The sequence below is a fragment of the Aldersonia sp. NBC_00410 genome, from assembly GCF_026342035.1.
GTDB lineage: Bacteria > Actinomycetota > Actinomycetes > Mycobacteriales > Mycobacteriaceae > Aldersonia.
In genome coordinates this window covers 543,541-559,358 of sequence record NZ_JAPENM010000001.1, presented here as the reverse complement: position 1 = coordinate 559,358, position 15,818 = coordinate 543,541, and the positions used below count along the sequence as shown (strand labels likewise).

Below are 15,818 nucleotides of genomic sequence, written 5' to 3'. Positions count from 1 at the left end.
TTCAATTTCGAGTCCTGTTCTCTCGCAATTGCAGGACCGCAGCGGCTTTCGACCAGCGTAATGGGCCGATTTAGTCCGCTGCGAAAGCCACAGAAGTGTAACAAGATTGCGCCTGACGGGTGCCAATTCGGAATCAGCGCATGTCGCAACCGGTCCTGCGAGGGCAGGTCATCGGTCGGCTCGAACGCCCTTCGATCCGCGTGTGCGATCGGGCACGCTGGGGGGATCGTTGCGGTGGCCGTTGTGGATCATCTGGCCGAGAAGCAAGGCAACGGCGATCGCCACCGTTACCCAGACCCCGAGCAGAATCAGCCAAGCCATTTCCCCAGTTTGCCAGGTAACCGGGTGCCCCTGGAAGTTAAACATTCCTTTTCAATTACGAATCGGCGTTTCGGAATGCGATAACTAGCCGAATGCTGTAGCGCTTGCGATTGCGCTCAGCTGACGTGCGACCATGCGCTCGGGCACTCCCGCGAACAATCGGTACGCCATCGGACGCAGCGCGTCCGGGATGAGCTGCACGCGCCCTGCCAGTGCCGACAGTCGCACGTACCGCAGGGCGCGTCGCCGTCGAGCCGACTCGTAGGCCGCAAACGCGTCGACCGGGTGCTGCTGGGCCAGAAGTTGCGCCAGGGTCGCTGCGTCCTCCAAGGCCTGGCAGCCGCCTTGCCCCAGGTGTGGACGCATCGGGTGTGCGGCGTCTCCGACGAGCGTGACTGCGCCCGATATCCAGGTACGCGCGATCGTTCGATCGTAAATGTCGTGTCGTGAGACTGCGTCCCGTTCGGTCGCAGCGAGCAGTGCGGCGACCGGCGCGGGCCAGTCGGCGAGCGCCCCGTGCAGGTGGCCGAGGTCGTCGTCGAAGGCGGTGTCGGCGGGCAGGGTGCTTATCGAGCCGGGCTTATTGTTCGCGGCCGGGCAGCCGCACCAGGGCGGTGATGTGCTCGTCGGCGAACTTGCGCGCTGCGGCCTCGTCGTCGATCGGGATGATGCCATCGGGCGTCAGCGCCAGCGAGAGGGCGAGCCGAGCGCAGATCTCCGCGACGCCGTCGACGTCGAAACTCGGCAGGCCCTCCTCGTTCTGCAGTCGGTGCATCGTCTCCGCGAGATAGGCGCGACCGACCGCGAGGGTCGGCGCGGCACCGGTCGTCAGCTGCGGAAGGATCGTCTCGGGCTCGGTGATCAGCAGTCGGCGCAGCAGCCGGTTGCCGGCAAGCATCACGGTGAACGCGACGAAACCCTCGACCACCTGTTCGCGGGCAGAAGCGGCGCGGTCGACACGGTTGTCCACGGCGGTCACGAACTCTCGTGCTTCGCGCAGGACGACGGCCTCGACGAGAGCGGTCTTGTTGGCGAATCGCCGGTACAGGGTGGCCGGGCTGATGTGTGCTCGCTTGGCGATTTCGTTCATGCTCGCGCGGCGAATGCCGAAATCGAGAAACGCCGATAGCGCCCCGTCGAGAATCGCGGGGTCGGATGTCGGGTCGTCACCGAAGACGCTCGTGAACGAATGGGAACCGGCAGGCACGGGGACGACTCTACCGGCTGCCGGCGCGGCGTAGCGGTGGCGGATATTCACCCAGCTTTAACCGCGCGCGCCCGGGCGGGGTCGAGCCCCTGTTGTTGAATATGCAAACAGCAGCCGGTCGTCGGGGAACCGGAATCGCATCGACGAGCTCCATGCGCGGCCGATCGATGTTCATTCGTGCGCAATTGCACTGCGGCAGTGAGGGTTTCCAGTGAGCTCATCGGTCGTGCCGTCGGTCTTCGACGCGCCTGCGCCACGTACCCGCGCCGCGCACTTGGTGCACGGCGAGCGCGCGCGACGGGTGACGCGACGCCATCTCGGAGCCTTTGCCGGAGTGGTGCTGCTCATCCTCGTCGGCGGGTATTCGGCAGTCGATAGCTTCCGGCACTTCCTCATCGCCGCCGGTGCGTTCTTCTCGGTATTCGCCATGCTGATGAGCATGTCCTTCCTCGTTTCGCTCGCCTATGCCAAGCGGGAGTCGGGGCTGGAGGACGAACTGTTGCTCGCCCCGCCGCGCGGTCCTGCCACCGCGGCGATTGCGGTGCTCATCCCCGCGCGGCACGAAACGAGCGTGCTCGCGACCACGATGCTCAACACTTGTTACACCCAGCTCGACCACGGCAGGCATCGGATCGTCGCAATCACCAACGATGACGATCCCGAAACCACCCGAGTCGCGGCGATCACCGCGGCCGTGGTTAATTCAGCACTGCTGCACCGTGTTCCGCAGGAGATCGGCGCCCGGCAGCTCGACGAGGCACTGGCCCGTGCGGACCGCTCGGTCGCCGTTCTGCTCGACGCGATCGGGCCCGGCCCGCTCGGAGTCCTCGTCTACCCACTGAACGGCCGGCGACCGAACAAGCCGCAGCAGCTCAACTTCGCGTACCGACTCCTGCGTGACGCGGTCGACGTGTTCACCGTGCTCGATGCCGAGAGCATCGCGGCGCCGGGCCTGCTCGCCGCAGTCGATCAGGCATTCGCCGACGATCCGGGCGTCGAAATCGTCCAGGGTGGAATTCAATTGATGGATCCCGACCATCTCGGTTCGTGGTGGCAGCGCACGTGCGGACGGTTGCGTCGCTGGTATGCCTGGCACAACCTGCTGGAGTACCTGCGCTGGTTCAGTTCTCAGATGCGTTACCAATCGGACAAGGGGTTCATGCCGCTCGGCGGCAACACCGTATTCCTGCGGACCTCGTTGCTGGACAAGACCAACGGTTGGCCGATGTCTCTCACCGAGGACTGCGAGCTGGGTGTGCGAGCCACCGCGGTGCACGGCGCGCGGACGCTCACCTTCTACGATCCACGGCTGACCACCCGCGAGGAGACACCACCGGATCTGACGACGCTGATCAAGCAGCGACGGCGGTGGAACATCGGCTTCATCCAGAGTTTCATGGCAGGCAACTGGCGATCGCTGCCAAGGTTCCGGCAGCGGATGATCGCATTCTGGATTCTCACCATGAGCTTGTTTCAGACGCTTGCCTTCGTCATGTTTCCGTTGACGCTGGCGACGACGTTCCTGATCAAATCACCTGCCCCGCTTGCCGTTGCGATGTGTATCCCGACAATTCCGATCCTGCTGGCCATGGCGCTGCAATTGCTGCACATCAATGAGTACGGCCGTGTCTACGGTCGACCCGTGCGTTGGCACGTGCACGTGCTATTCGTGGTGACGTTTTATCCGTACCAACTCGTGCTGTCCTACGCCGCCGCCCAGGCCGTGCTGTGGTACGCGCTCGGCCGGCTCGGCTGGGACAAGACGGCGCATATCGGCGACCATTTTCGGCGGGTCGCCGAATCCGCATCGCCGGCCGCAGGTGTCGCGGTCGAGCCGGCATGAGGTCCGACACCGCCGAGCTGTCGGCCACGCTGTCGACGGCCGCGGGCAGGCGGCCGGTCGCGAGCGAGGACCGCAGGCTCACCGTCGGCATCGGCGCAGTGCTCGTCCTCGTTTGTGGTATCGCGACGGCTATCAATCTTTCGGGGTACCCCGCCAGGTTCGGTGACGAGGGGACCTACGTCGCGCAGGCCTGGGCGGTGCCACATCTGGGTGAACTCGCCCATTACACCTACTGGTACGACCACCCGCCGATGGGTTGGTTGCAGATGTCGGTATGGGCCGAGGTCACCGGCGCGTGGACCCGTTGGCAACACAACACGACGATGATCGGTCGAGAGTTCGTACTGTTCGCGCGAATGGTTTCGTGCGCAATGCTCTTCGTGCTCGCCCGCCGGATCGGCATGCGCCGATTCTGGGCTGCCGCGGCGGTGGTGTTGTTCGTATTCAGTCCGCTCGCCATGCACTACGGCCGGCTCGCGCTGCTGGACAACATCGCGATGCCGTGGGTGCTCGCGGCGTTCGTGCTCGCGCTGTCGCCGCGGTGCCGTTGGAGCGCTGCGATCGGCAGCGCACTGTGTTTCGCGATGGCGGTCACCACGAAGGAAACACTGGTCTTGCTTCTGCCTGCGCTGCTGCTCGCGTTGTGGCAGAACTACCGCGACTCCGCCAACCGGGCATTCGCGTTCACCTCCTTCGCCATTGTCGGTGCCCTGTCGGTGGCGATGTATCCGCTCTACGCCGTCGTCAAGCACGAGTTGTTCTCCGGTGCAGGGCACGTCAGCCTGGTCGACGCCATGCGTTGGCAACTCGGCGAGCGCGCCGGCAGTGGCAGCGTGTTCGACGCGGGCAGTGATGCGAACAACCTGGTGCGCTCATGGCTCGAACTCGACGCGTGGTTGCCGGTGGCAGGCGTCGTCGCCGGAACAGTCCTGTTGTGCTATCGGAGATTCCGACCCTTGATGCTGGCGCTGCTGCTGCAATTGCTGATGCTGCTGCGGACGGGATACCTACCGGCGATGTATGTCGTCATGCTCACGCCGTTATTGGCCCTCGCCATTGCCGGACTCTGCGATCAGTGGTGGCCCCGCACGAGCGATCCGCCCTCCGGTCGTCGCGCCGGCACAGTCCTGGTGGCGACGGCGACGGTGGCGGTCGCCGTGTTCTGGACGCTTTCGCTGACCTGGGCGGGCCCGGCCTGGCAATCCGGGGTGGCGAGGCAGTGGACAACCGACGCGGACGCCCCGCAACGCGATGCCGTGGCGTGGCTACGTGATCACGTGCCGCACGACGCGGTTCTCGTCTCGGAGGCGGAGCTCTGGCTCGATCTGCACAATGCCGGGTTTGTCGGTGACAACAACGTGTGGGTGTACAAGGTCGACAGCGACCCGGCGGTTGCCGAGCAACTCGGCGGCTGGCAGCGCATCGAATATCTCGCGCTGTCGAAGGCCACGCTCGATTCGCAGAATCCGCAGACGATGCCGTGGGTGTTCGAAGCGATCACGCATGCCGTGACCGTGCGGAGCTTCGGCTCGGGTCAGAACACCCTCACCGTCATGGCCGTCACGCCCGGATAGTGCGCGCGCGGCCCGCCGCGTCTCTAGTGTTTTCCAGAGCCGGGTGGGCAGCGGTGACGAGGAGAGCGATGACAACGCGCGATGATGCGGGATCCGGGCATGTCATCGTCTGTGGCGTCGGCGGTATCAGCACGCGCATCGTCGAGCAGCTGGTCGGTGCGGGCGAGCGGGTGACGGTGATCGACGACTCCGGCCGCGGCGGAATAGCCGGCCCGATGCGTGCGGAAGTCGAATGGATCGAGCTGCTGCCCGATCTGCCGCGAACGCTCGACGTCGCCGGCATCGGAAGGGCGCAGGCCATCGTATGCGTGATGGCCGATGACCTGCTCAACCTGGAGATCGCACTGCTTGCGCGCGACCGCAACGCGGTGGTGCGGGTCGTGGCCAGCCTCGACAACACCGCCGTCGCGCGGGCGGTCGCGGTGGGAAACGGCCCGGGCGCGGTGCTCAATATCGCCAGCCTCGCCTCGCCGGCGCTGGCCGAGGCCGCCCTCGGCCGGCACGCGACGGATCTCGAGATCGACGGGATCCGGTTCGTCGCCGCGACGCTCGATATCGACGCAGATTCGACACTGCGGGAGCTTTTCGGTGATTTGACCCCGGTCGCGGTGGTGCGCGGGCGCGAGTCTGTCGAAGTCGTTGCCTGCCCCGGTCGCGACCTGGCGGTGCACACCGGCGATCGGGCGATCATCCTCGGACCCGAACAGCGGGTCCGTTTGCTGGAACGACCGTCCGCGCCGCGGGGCTCGGGGCACCGGCTCGGGCCGCTGATGAGGGCCAGGGCCACGGTGGCCGGCGTCCTCGGTGAATTCGAGCCGGGCCTGTTTCGGGCGCTCGTGTTCATGTTCGTTCTCGTGGCCGGTTCGTCGGTGCTGCTCTGGCAGAACTATCGCAAACCGGGAATGAGCCTGCTCGACGGTGTCTACTTCAGCGTCGAAACCATCGCGACCGTCGGCTACGGCGACTTCAGCTTCAGCGATCAGCCGGCATGGCTGCGAATGTGGGCGATCGCGCTGATGATCGGCGGGATAACGACGGTGGCGGTGCTGATGGCGTTCATCACCGACATGCTGATCAGCCGACGCCTCGGAAACACGTCGGGGAAACGGCGCGTGCGGACGATGGCGGGGCACTATCTCGTGATCGGACTGGGCACCTTCGGACTCGGCGTGGTGCGCGAGCTCATCGCCCGCGGAAAGCAGGTCGTGGTCCTCGAACGCGACGAACGCAACCGGCACCTCACCGAGCTCGCGGTGCTGGGCGTGCCCGCGATCTTCGGTGACGCCACGCTGGCGGTCACCCTCGATGTGGCCCGCGCGACGCACGCGGCGGGAATCGCGGTCGTGACGAGCGACGACATGGTCAATATCGAGACCGGTATCGCGTTGCGGGACATGTTCGGCGACAGTTGGACCGCCGGTCCGGACGTTCCGGTGGTGATGCGGGTCTTCGATCGCTCGTTGCGGCGCACGGTGGCTGACCGATTCGCGTTCACCAATGCGCAATCCACCGAGGAGCTTGCCTCGCCGTGGTTCGTCGGCGCCGCGCTCGGACTCGAAGTAACCGCGACATTCGTCATCGCCGAGCAGACCTTCATCGTCGGCACTCTGGATATCGATCCGGGCAGTGCGCTGGTCGGGACGGCGATGGCCGATCTCGTCGGCGCGGCGCGGGTGGTGGCGTTGCACCGCAAGCGGTCCGGCCGACACGAGTTGCCGCGTCGAGACGCCAGGTTCGAACCGGACGATCGCGCGTACGTGGTCGGGACCGCGGGCGCGGTCATCGCGTTGCAGCAGAGTTCGCGAGCGTCGAGTGGTAGGACGGTGACATGAGCGATGCTGCACTCCCGGCCGGAGCGGATCAGGCCTTCGAGACGATCGTCGGCGGGCTCGACTACCCGATGTTCCTGGTGACGACGAGGGCGGGGGATCGGCTGGCCGGGTGCCTGGTGGGCTTCGCATCACAGACGAGCATCGATCCGCCACGCTTTCTCGTCGGACTGTCCAAGCAGAACCACACCTATCGGATCGCGCTGGACGCGCCGGGTCTGGTAGTGCATGTCCTGGCGACGGACCACCTCGAGCTCGCCGAACTGTTCGGCGGCGAAACCGGTGACGAGGTGGACAAATTCGCGCGGTGCGACTGGTCCGACGGTCCGCTGGGCATACCGGTGTTGCACGATGTCGCCGGGTGGTTTTCGGGTCGCACGCTCGAACATTTCGACCTCGGCGACCACACCGCGTTCCTGCTCGAGCCCGGCGCGGGTGAGGTGGGCCACGGCCTGGACCGGCTGGTGACGTTCCAGGATGTGCGCGAGCTCGAGCCCGGCCACGACGCGTAGTGCTCGCGACCGGGCTCCTTTCGACGCATCAGTTCGGCCGGCGGAACCCGTCGACGATGTCGAACAGATTGCCTTCCCCGGCGCGGAACCGCTGCTGGTCGATGATCTTGAACGGCTCCCAGAGCACCTGACGAAAACGCGGCTCGATGGTGACCGACGGCTCGGGCGACCCGGAGGCGTGCAGGAGGGCGTTCGCGGCAAGCCTGCCGCCCTCGTTGGCGCCCTCCATGCACGCGACATTCATCTGCGTGTGGATCCAGTCACCGCCGAGGAACAGATTGTCGATCTTCGTGAATGCGTCCGGCCGGTCATGCCATGATCCGGGGTTCTGGACGAAAATCGGGTCCTCGTAGGCAATTTGCGGAGTCCCTGCCCCTGTGAGCGCGGTGTCGATCATCCACGAGTGCAGCATGTCGTCGGTCAGCCGGGTGCCACCCTTGCCGTCGACATGTGAGCGAATCTGTAGCCACGTTTCTCGGGCCAGTTCCGCCGGACTGCACTCGCGCGCCGTTTTCCCGGTGAACATACCCGGTGTATCCCAGTCCGAAATAATCGCCGAGACAACATCTTTCACGCGACCGTCGCCGTAGGAGGTGAGCGGCCGGTGCCAGAACTGTCCCTCGCTGATCGAGGTCACGCCCCAGGGCGCGTCGTTGTATCCGACGTGGCCGTTCGCGATGGGAGCGGGTTCGGTGACGAAGTACTGCAGCCCCACCATCCAGGCGGCCTGCAACTCGCGGATACTTTCCAGGGCGGGGTCGGCACGTACCACCTCTGGTGTCAGTAGCGCCGGCCACTTGTCGAGTGGAATCGCCGACAGGTAGTAATCCGCTTGCACGGTCTGGGGTCCCGACGCGGTGCTCACCGTGGCCGAACGAATATGCGAACCGTCCATCTGGAGCCCGGCCAGCTTCGTGCCCAGCCGCAATTTGACACCAAGGGAAGCGAGATAGTTGGTCCACGGTGTGACGAACTGTTCGGTGGTCGGGCCGTTCAGTACCCGGTCATTTCCGCGGAAACTGTCGTCGTTGTTGAGATTGAGCAGCGACCATACGTATTCCTCGCCGACCACGCCGATGGCGTTGGCGCTGCAGTTACTCGACTTGGTGGCAACGAGTTCCTTGATGAAGCCATCGCCGAGGAAACGGTTGTACTCCGGTGAAGAGTTGTCCAGCTTGGCGAATTCGGTCCAGGTGATGTTCTCCCATTGATTCACCTTGCGGGCGTCGCAACTGGTGACGTACACGCCGAGCCGCTCGGCGGCGAATATCGCCTCGTACAACGGCAGTCGGAACAGGGTCTGGAATACTGCGACGGTCGAATCGACGAACTGCTGTGGGGTGAGGGGCAGTTGAGAGAACGGCAGCGGGAGGGGGAGCGGGATAGTGAGATTGGCGCGGTCGTGCCCGGCGATCATCGCCGCGTTGAGCCGGACCAGATTGTCCCATACACCATTACTGTTGCCCGGGAACGGTATTCGGCGCAATGTGTCCGGCAGGTTGTGATAGAAGCCGAAGAAGCTGCGAAATCCATGCTCGCCGGGTAGGCCTGTGCCGGGAGCGTAGAGGCTGCGGCACTTTCCGCCGAATACCGACATCGCCTCGTAGACGGTGACGTCGAACCCGCGTTCGGCCAGTTCGTGCGCCGCAGTCAGGCCCGCCGGTCCGGCGCCGAACACGGCGACCGTCTTACCGTTGGGGCGTCCGCTCGTTTGCGGGGAACCCGCACTGCCGCTGTTACTGCCGTTCTCGTTGCTGAGGGCTCCGCCGCCAGAGGATCCCGTCACCGACTGCGCATTGGCCGCCGCCGCGCCGGCCACCGTTATTGCGGCCGCGCCGGCCGCTCCTTGCAGAAACTTCCGCCGAGATTGTCGCTGATTGGACCCGTCCATCATCGACCCCACCTACGGTATGCGGGCAACTGCCCGGGAACGTCGTTGTCAACAACAAGTTAATCAACGTTCCGCAATTGTTCGGGGCGTTTTCGCAAAATATTTAGTGGAAATCGGGGCGATGCACCCCGTCAATGTGAATGGTGACGCTGATGATGCGAATTGAGGCCGGCGATCAGCCGCCGTACGGGCGGGTGATGATCTCGAGCGAATGACCGTCCGGGTCGCTCCAATACACGCCGCGGCCGCCGTCGTTGTGATTGATCTGCCCTGGCCGGTTGTGGAACGGATCCGCCCAGTACTCGATTCCCCGTTCGCGTATCCGCGCGAAGATGGCATCGAAGTCGTCCACGTCGACGAGGAACGCATAGTGCTGCGGCATTACCGGACCGGTTGAGTCCATGAAATCCAGTGACAAGGAACCTATTTGGACGATGCGGAACGGACCGTAGTCGGTCGGGTCGGGGAGGCCGAGCAGGTCGGCGAGGAACTGGGCCGAATGATTCCGGTCCGACGCGTACACGATCGTGTGATTGAGTTCGACAGACATTCCAGCGCTTCCGTTCGCGGCGGTCAGGTGTCGTGCGCGCCCATCCGTTCACGGACCGCGGGCGCGAACGGACTCCAGAGGAACCAGGTGCCGAACGCACGCTCGAGCGCGGGCGGGCCACCGATCTGCACCGTGCCGTCCCCGCGCGCGGCGGCGAGTGACTTCTGCCCGGAGAACACCCGCATCATCGACACCGCGTCGGTGCGTACGACGAGATCGATGTCGAAGCCGGGATACTTCATGCACACCGATGGTTCGCCGCTGTCGAGGACGAGCCACAGCACCGTCGCCGGGTTGCCCTGGTAGACGAACTCGATCACGACGCGCCCGGCGGGTAGCCGAGTGCGGTCGATCCGGCGATGCATCCACCAGGTGAGCGTGACCGGATCGACGAGGCGGGGTTCGGGTTCGACGAACCGCCACCGCACCGCCCACTCGCCCAACAATTGAATGACCGGTTCCAGGTCCCGCCCGGAATCGGTAAGCCGGTATTCGCTGCCCCGTCCGGTTCGTGAGGGAATGCGATCGAGCACCCCGACACTCTCGAGATGGCGTAGTCGGGAGGACAGCAGGGTGCGCGAGATCCCGGGAAGTCCGCGTTCGATGTCGTTGAAACGAGTGTTGCCGAGTACGAGTTCGCGCAGGATCAGCGGCGTCCAGCGGTCGGCCAGCACCTCGCTACCCAAGGCGACCGGACAGTACTGACCGTATTCATGCATGGGGTCAAGGGTAGGTGCCGGATCTGCGGCATTGAAGTCCAGAATGGATACTAGTTGGACACTCTTGCGCAGCTTAGCGTCATTTGCATGACCATTACCGCCCCCGCTCCTGCCCCCGTCGAGCACACCCTCGACCCGGTTTCATTTGCCACCGATCTGGGTCGAAAGATCCAGCCGTTCAGCGAAAGTCACGATCGCGCTGGAACATTCGTTGCCGAGGCATACGAACTATTCTCCCGCTCCGGATATTTCGCGCTCGCGGTGCCGGAAGAACTTGGCGGATATGGCGCCTCCATTCGTGACGTGGCGGCCGCGCAGCGAACGCTGGCCCGATTCTGTGGCTCGAGTGCGTTGGCCTCGGCGATGCATCAGCACGTCACGCTCTTTACCGCGTGGCGTTACCGGCGCGGGCTCCCCGGTGCGGAGAAGACACTGCGCCGGATTGTGCAGGACGCAATTGTGCTCGTCTCGACCGGCGGCGCCGATGCGACGCATCCACGCGGCAGCGCGCGACGCGTGGACGGCGGCTACCGAGTGAGTGGCCGCAAGATCTTCTGCAGCCAGGCACCGGTGGGCACCGTGATGTCGACGATGTTCCCGTACGCCGATCCCGAGTCCGGGCGCATCGTGTTGAACATGGCTGTGCCGCTCGGCGCGGAGGGGGTCACGGTCCAGAACAACTGGGATGCGCTCGGCATGCGTGGGACCGGCAGTCATGACATCGAACTCGACGAGGTCTTCGTGCCGGATGCCGCGGTGCTGGCGCGCCGTCCCTACGGCGTACTCGACCCGCCGCTGCAAGTGATCTTCAGCATTGCGCTGCCGGTGGTCGCGGCGGTGTATTTGGGCGTGGCCGAAGCCGCACGTGACGCGGCCGTCGCCGCGGTTCGGGATACGTCGAAGGCAGCGAATCCCCTGGTACAGCGGGCGGTCGGGCTGATGAACAACCGGCTGCAGGTGGCGTCCTGGGCACTCGACGGTGCGCTCGACGCGGTCGGTGACGACCCTGCACCGATGATGGAGACGGTCGTTGCGGTGATGGCCGCCAAACGCGAGATCGCCCACGCCTCGATCGAGGTGTGCGATATCGCGATGGAGGTGACCGGCGGGCAGTCGTACTACCGCGGGACGATCGAACGGTGTTACCGCGATGTTCGGGCCGCCAAGTTCCACCCGTTCACGCCGGAGGAGACGCTGCAGCATGCCGGCCTGGTGGGTCTCGGATTGCCCCCCGGCCAGCATTGATGACCGCGGAGCGGCTGAAACGGTGCCGTCGCATTTGTCCGATCCGTAACGAATCGGCGCAGCTTTCGGGATAACTGATCATGGACACGAGCAAGAAACTGGGACGTTTGTGCGCCACGGCGCTTGTCGCTATTGGGCTTGCGACCGCCGCTACAACCGCCGCCGGCGGTATCGCGAGTGCGCAGCCCCCGACCTCGACCACGATGACATGCTCGAGCCTGAATCCTCTGTTCTGGGCACCGTCGTTCACCTGGACCGTCACGGCGTCATCGGGCGCATCGCGCCCGCCGGGCGGGTCCGTACTCGAACCGTCGATTCTGCTCAGCGGCAACAACGAACTTCCCGTGCCGCCGGGCGGTCTCTTCCCGAGTATCGGTCCCAATTGGTATGGCACGCGGTTGTTCGTCGACTGGACCAACCGGGCGAACGGTGTGTCGGGGCGCAGCTTCAGCGATGAGGTGGCCTTGCAACAAAAGCCGGGGATCCCGATCAACCGCACGCTGTCCGGAGCCGGAACGGTGGACTTCACCGTCACCGTTCAGACCGGCGCGGGTTGGTGGTTGATCAATTCGCAGAACGCGGTGTGCCGCGGAACGATCACCGTCGTGCCTGCATAGCGGCTCCGCACTCTCGACCATCCGATCTTCCCAGTAGCGCCTGTCGGTGAGTGCGCTGTGCACGGCGTCGATGCTCCGTGTCGCGTCACGACGAGGGTCTGGCCCGGTACACGCGCCGGGGAGGCGGTGTCCGGGCCAGACCGTGGCCGTGCTGTTGGCGCTGCGTCAGATCCGATCGGGCTTCCAGGCCGTGACGGCCCAGATTCCGAACACGGCGAGGGCGATGACGGTCAACGACCACCACGGGTAGTAGGGAATCCAGAGGAAGTTCGCGACGATCGACAGCGCGAGCGCAACGACACCTCCGATCCTTGCCCAGGTGGCACCGGTGAACAAACCGATCCCGATGAGTACCACGACGATGCCGAGAACGAGGTGGATCCATCCCCACGTTGTCAGGTCGAACTTGTAGACGTACTCGATGCCGACGACGAAGACGTCATCCTTCGCGATGGCTGCAATGCCCTGGAAAATCTCCACCGCGCCGATCGCGACGAGAATGCATGCCGCCGCGATCGAGGTCCCCGCTGCCACGCTGTCCGACGTCGACGGATATTGTGTCGCCTCTTGTGTCATCTGCTTGTTCCCCTTCGGTCCGAGTCCATGCCGACATTGCCCTGCGCAGGCGGTACCGCGCCTCATCCGGTTCGGATGAAGTCACTCAATCCGTGCACTGGCAACATTTGTAGTGTTCGGATTACTGCGGATCGGCTTTCAAAGGGAGATCAGCACGATGAACGAAGCCCCTCCCGCGCCGCCGCGCCGCCCCGGTGCCCCAACCGAGCCAGCGTGGCACGGTCTCGACGCACCGACCGTGGTTGCGGCCCTCGAATCCGACCCGAGCGTGGGCCTCACCACCCGCGAGGCCGCGGCGCGGCAGGATCGATTCGGTGCAAACGTGATCGCCGCCGAGCCCGCCTTGTCGGCGTGGATGATCGCAGTGGCACAGCTGAAAGACCCGATGAACCTCATGCTGGTCGCAGTGGTCGTGGTCAGCTTGATCATCGGGGAAGTTCCGACCGCCATCATCGTCGCAGTCCTGGTGCTGGTGAACATCGTCCTCGGCACACAGCAGGAGTTGAAGGCCCGCGCCAGCGTCGATGCGCTGGCCAAGATGCAGACCCCGCAGGCGCGGGTGCTCCGCGACGGCGAATTGCGCATGCTGCCCGCGACGGAGCTGGTGCCCGGCGACATCGTCGACGTCGAAGCCGGCGACGTCGTACCCGCCGACGGGCGGCTGCTCCGGTCGGCGACGCTGGAGACGCAGGAAGCGTCGCTGACGGGCGAGAGTGCACCGATCCCAAAAGACCCGACGACGGTCGATGGACCCGATGTCGGCCTCGGCGATCGCACCGACATGCTCTACCAGAACACCTCTGTCACCCGCGGTACTGCGCGAGTGGTCATCACCGAAACCGGGATGGCAACGCAGATGGGCCGGATCGCATCGATGCTGTCGGCGGTGGCTCCGAACAAGTCCCCGCTACAGCGCGAACTCGACACGCTCACAAAGGTGCTCGGCATTATCGCGTGGACGTCGGTCGCCATCATCGTGGTGATCGGGCTGCTGCGTGGCCAGAGCCTCACAATCGTGCTGTTGCTGGGTATCTCGATGGGCGTCTCCGCGATCCCAACCGGTCTTCCGACGTTCGTGCAGGCCATGCTTGCCGTCGGCGCCCGCCAACTCGCCGAGGCGAAGGCGGTGGTCAAGAACCTCAGCGATGTCGAGACCTTGGGCGCGACCAGCGTGATCAACTCGGACAAGACCGGCACCCTGACCATGAACCAGATGACGGTGCGGTCGCTCTACTTTCACGGCCAGTGGTACTCGGTGGCCGGCGAAGGCTACGCCAAGACCGGTGCGATCACCCACGCCGCCGGCGCGGCGGTCCCGGATTTCACCCTGCTCGCCTATGGCTTGTGTCTGGCCAGCGACGCCACGATTTCCGACGCCGGCGCGATCGTGGGGGATCCAACAGAAGTGGCCCTCGTCGTCCTCGCGGCGAAAACCGGAGTTGATGCCACGCTGACCCGGCAGAGCTATCCGCGAATGGCCGAAGTGCCGTTCGACTCCGCGTACAAGTTCATGGCCACCTTCCATCACCTACCGGTCGGCGGGACCACGCGGTTCATCGAATTGGTCAAGGGCGGACCGGATGTGCTGCTCGCCCGTTGTGGCGCGGCGTCTCGGGCCGACGGCGCGGTCGTCGACATCGCCGAGGTGCGTGCCGAAATCGACACCGCAAATCGCGAGCTGTCCGAAAAGGGCCTACGTGTACTGGCTTTCGGCTACCGCCTGCTCGATGGTCGCGAGGACGAGGTGCTCGCGGACCCGATGCGGGCCGTCGACGACCTGGTATTCGTGGGCCTGGTCGGCATCATCGATCCACTGCGGCCCGAGGCGATCGAGGCCGTGCACACCGCGCGCGCGGCGGGCATCGAGGTGCGGATGATCACCGGCGACCACGCGATCACGGCGTCGGCGATCGCTGCGGACCTGGGCCTGGGACCGGGCGCGATGAGCGGGTCCGAACTGGCGGCGCTCACCGACGAGGAACTGATTGCCGTATTGCCGAACACGCACGTGTTCGGGCGGGTGACGCCACAGGACAAGCTTCGCCTGGCCGACGTGATGCAGCGCGGGGGCGCTGTCGTCGCGATGACCGGCGACGCCGTAAACGACGCTGCGGCACTGAAAAAGGCCGACATCGGCGTTGCGATGGGATCGGGCAGCGAGGTGACGAAGCAGGCCGGCAAGATCATCCTCACCGATGACAACTTCGGCACGCTGATCACCGCGATCCGCCTTGGTAGGGGGGTCTACGACAAGATCGTCTCCTACATTCGCTATCAGATGGCCAAGCTGTTCTCGCTCGTCCTGCTGTTCCTGGTCGCGAGTATCTTCAACATCAACGACGGGGTGGCATTGTCACCGTTGATGGTGGTCTTTCAGCATTTCTTCATCACCCTTTTCCCGGTGATCGTCATCATGGCCGACCCGCCGGCACCGAACCTGATGGACAATCCGCCCCGGGACCCGAAGGTGCCGCTTACGAACCGCACCTCGATGACGCAATGGTTGGCCTACGGAATCCTGCAATTCGTCGTCGCGCTGGCCGCGATGTTGCTGGCTCCCGGACAGATGAGTCCAACCGAGGCCAATGTTCCGATGACGATGACCTTCGTAGTGCTGTCGCTCGGATCGATCTTTGCCGGACTTGTGATGCGCCGCGATCCGGAATCCGGCCTCACCGCGCCGGTCCTCGGCGCGCTGAAGATTCTGGTTGTCCCGATCGTGGTAACCGTGCTTGCCGTGGAACTCGGCTTCCTGCAGGAACTGCTCCTGACCACCTCGCTCACCGGCGGTCAGTGGCTGGCGTGCATCGGGTGGTCGCTGATTATCCCGGTTGTCATCGAAGGGGCGAAAGTCGTTCGCCGGCAGCGTCGCCCCGCTCCGGTGGTAGCGCTGCCGCCTGCTGCCGCGCTCGTCCCGTCACGGGCGCGCTGAGC

Annotated in this window: 14 protein-coding genes; 7 read left to right on the top strand and 7 right to left on the bottom strand. The window is 65.0% G+C overall.

The window, feature by feature from the left end; genetic code table 11:
• Nucleotides 1-168: 168 nt before the first annotated feature.
• The 3 genes from OG921_RS02590 to OG921_RS02580 form a co-directional block, all read right to left on the bottom strand.
• Nucleotides 169-321, bottom strand: coding sequence for a hypothetical protein (locus OG921_RS02590; protein WP_266110767.1), 153 nt, complete (start codon nucleotides 319-321; stop codon nucleotides 169-171).
• Between the two features lie 84 nt (nucleotides 322-405).
• Nucleotides 406-996 (bottom strand): FAD-dependent monooxygenase, encoded by a 591-nt coding sequence (locus OG921_RS02585; protein ID WP_266110766.1) that lies wholly within the window; start codon nucleotides 994-996, stop codon nucleotides 406-408.
• Nucleotides 902-1,528, bottom strand: coding sequence for a TetR/AcrR family transcriptional regulator (locus tag OG921_RS02580; RefSeq protein WP_266110765.1), 627 nt, complete (start codon nucleotides 1,526-1,528; stop codon nucleotides 902-904). Before OG921_RS02580 ends, OG921_RS02585 begins: the two co-directional genes overlap by 95 nt.
• A gap of 211 nt (nucleotides 1,529-1,739) precedes the next feature.
• Here OG921_RS02580 and OG921_RS02575 point away from each other — a divergent pair, with 211 nt between their 5' ends.
• The 4 genes from OG921_RS02575 (at nucleotide 1,740) to OG921_RS02560 (ending at nucleotide 7,286) form a co-directional block, all read left to right on the top strand.
• Entirely contained in the window at nucleotides 1,740-3,371 is a 1,632-nt protein-coding gene (locus OG921_RS02575) for a glycosyltransferase family 2 protein (protein WP_266110764.1), read from the top strand.
• Nucleotides 3,368-4,945: a phospholipid carrier-dependent glycosyltransferase gene (locus OG921_RS02570; protein ID WP_266110763.1), complete on the top strand. Its 1,578-nt coding sequence runs from the start codon at nucleotides 3,368-3,370 to the stop codon at nucleotides 4,943-4,945. Before OG921_RS02575 ends, OG921_RS02570 begins: the two co-directional genes overlap by 4 nt.
• 68 nt (nucleotides 4,946-5,013) lie before the next feature.
• Nucleotides 5,014-6,777, top strand: a complete 1,764-nt coding sequence (locus OG921_RS02565) for an NAD-binding protein (protein ID WP_266110762.1) — start codon at nucleotides 5,014-5,016, stop codon at nucleotides 6,775-6,777.
• On the top strand, nucleotides 6,774-7,286 hold the full coding sequence (locus OG921_RS02560; RefSeq protein WP_266110761.1) for a flavin reductase family protein: 513 nt from the start codon (nucleotides 6,774-6,776) through the stop codon (nucleotides 7,284-7,286). Before OG921_RS02565 ends, OG921_RS02560 begins: the two co-directional genes overlap by 4 nt.
• A gap of 28 nt (nucleotides 7,287-7,314) precedes the next feature.
• On the opposite strand, the gene OG921_RS02555 is transcribed toward OG921_RS02560, so the two are convergent.
• The 3 genes from OG921_RS02555 to OG921_RS02545 all read right to left on the bottom strand — a co-directional run bounded on the left by OG921_RS02555 (nucleotide 7,315) and on the right by OG921_RS02545 (nucleotide 10,446).
• Nucleotides 7,315-9,180, bottom strand: a complete 1,866-nt coding sequence (locus tag OG921_RS02555; RefSeq protein WP_323182643.1) for an FAD-dependent oxidoreductase — start codon at nucleotides 9,178-9,180, stop codon at nucleotides 7,315-7,317.
• 172 nt (nucleotides 9,181-9,352) lie between these two features.
• Nucleotides 9,353-9,727 (bottom strand): VOC family protein, encoded by a 375-nt coding sequence (locus OG921_RS02550; RefSeq protein ID WP_266110760.1) that lies wholly within the window; start codon nucleotides 9,725-9,727, stop codon nucleotides 9,353-9,355.
• 23 nt (nucleotides 9,728-9,750) lie between these two features.
• Nucleotides 9,751-10,446: a helix-turn-helix domain-containing protein gene (locus tag OG921_RS02545; protein WP_266110759.1), complete on the bottom strand. Its 696-nt coding sequence runs from the start codon at nucleotides 10,444-10,446 to the stop codon at nucleotides 9,751-9,753.
• A gap of 87 nt (nucleotides 10,447-10,533) precedes the next feature.
• On the opposite strand from OG921_RS02545, the gene OG921_RS02540 reads away from it, so the two are divergent.
• Together OG921_RS02540 and OG921_RS02535 are read left to right on the top strand one after the other, a co-directional pair.
• Nucleotides 10,534-11,691, top strand: coding sequence for an acyl-CoA dehydrogenase family protein (locus tag OG921_RS02540; RefSeq protein WP_266110758.1), 1,158 nt, complete (start codon nucleotides 10,534-10,536; stop codon nucleotides 11,689-11,691).
• A gap of 80 nt (nucleotides 11,692-11,771) precedes the next feature.
• Nucleotides 11,772-12,308, top strand: coding sequence for a hypothetical protein (locus OG921_RS02535; RefSeq protein ID WP_266110757.1), 537 nt, complete (start codon nucleotides 11,772-11,774; stop codon nucleotides 12,306-12,308).
• Nucleotides 12,309-12,473: 165 nt separating this feature from the next.
• Here OG921_RS02535 and OG921_RS02530 read toward each other — a convergent pair whose 3' ends face one another.
• Nucleotides 12,474-12,884, bottom strand: a complete 411-nt coding sequence (locus tag OG921_RS02530; protein ID WP_266110756.1) for a hypothetical protein — start codon at nucleotides 12,882-12,884, stop codon at nucleotides 12,474-12,476.
• A 157-nt stretch (nucleotides 12,885-13,041) separates the two neighbouring features.
• Here OG921_RS02530 and OG921_RS02525 point away from each other — a divergent pair, with 157 nt between their 5' ends.
• Entirely contained in the window at nucleotides 13,042-15,816 is a 2,775-nt protein-coding gene (locus OG921_RS02525) for a cation-transporting P-type ATPase (RefSeq protein WP_266110755.1), read from the top strand.
• Nucleotides 15,817-15,818 lie beyond the last annotated feature (2 nt).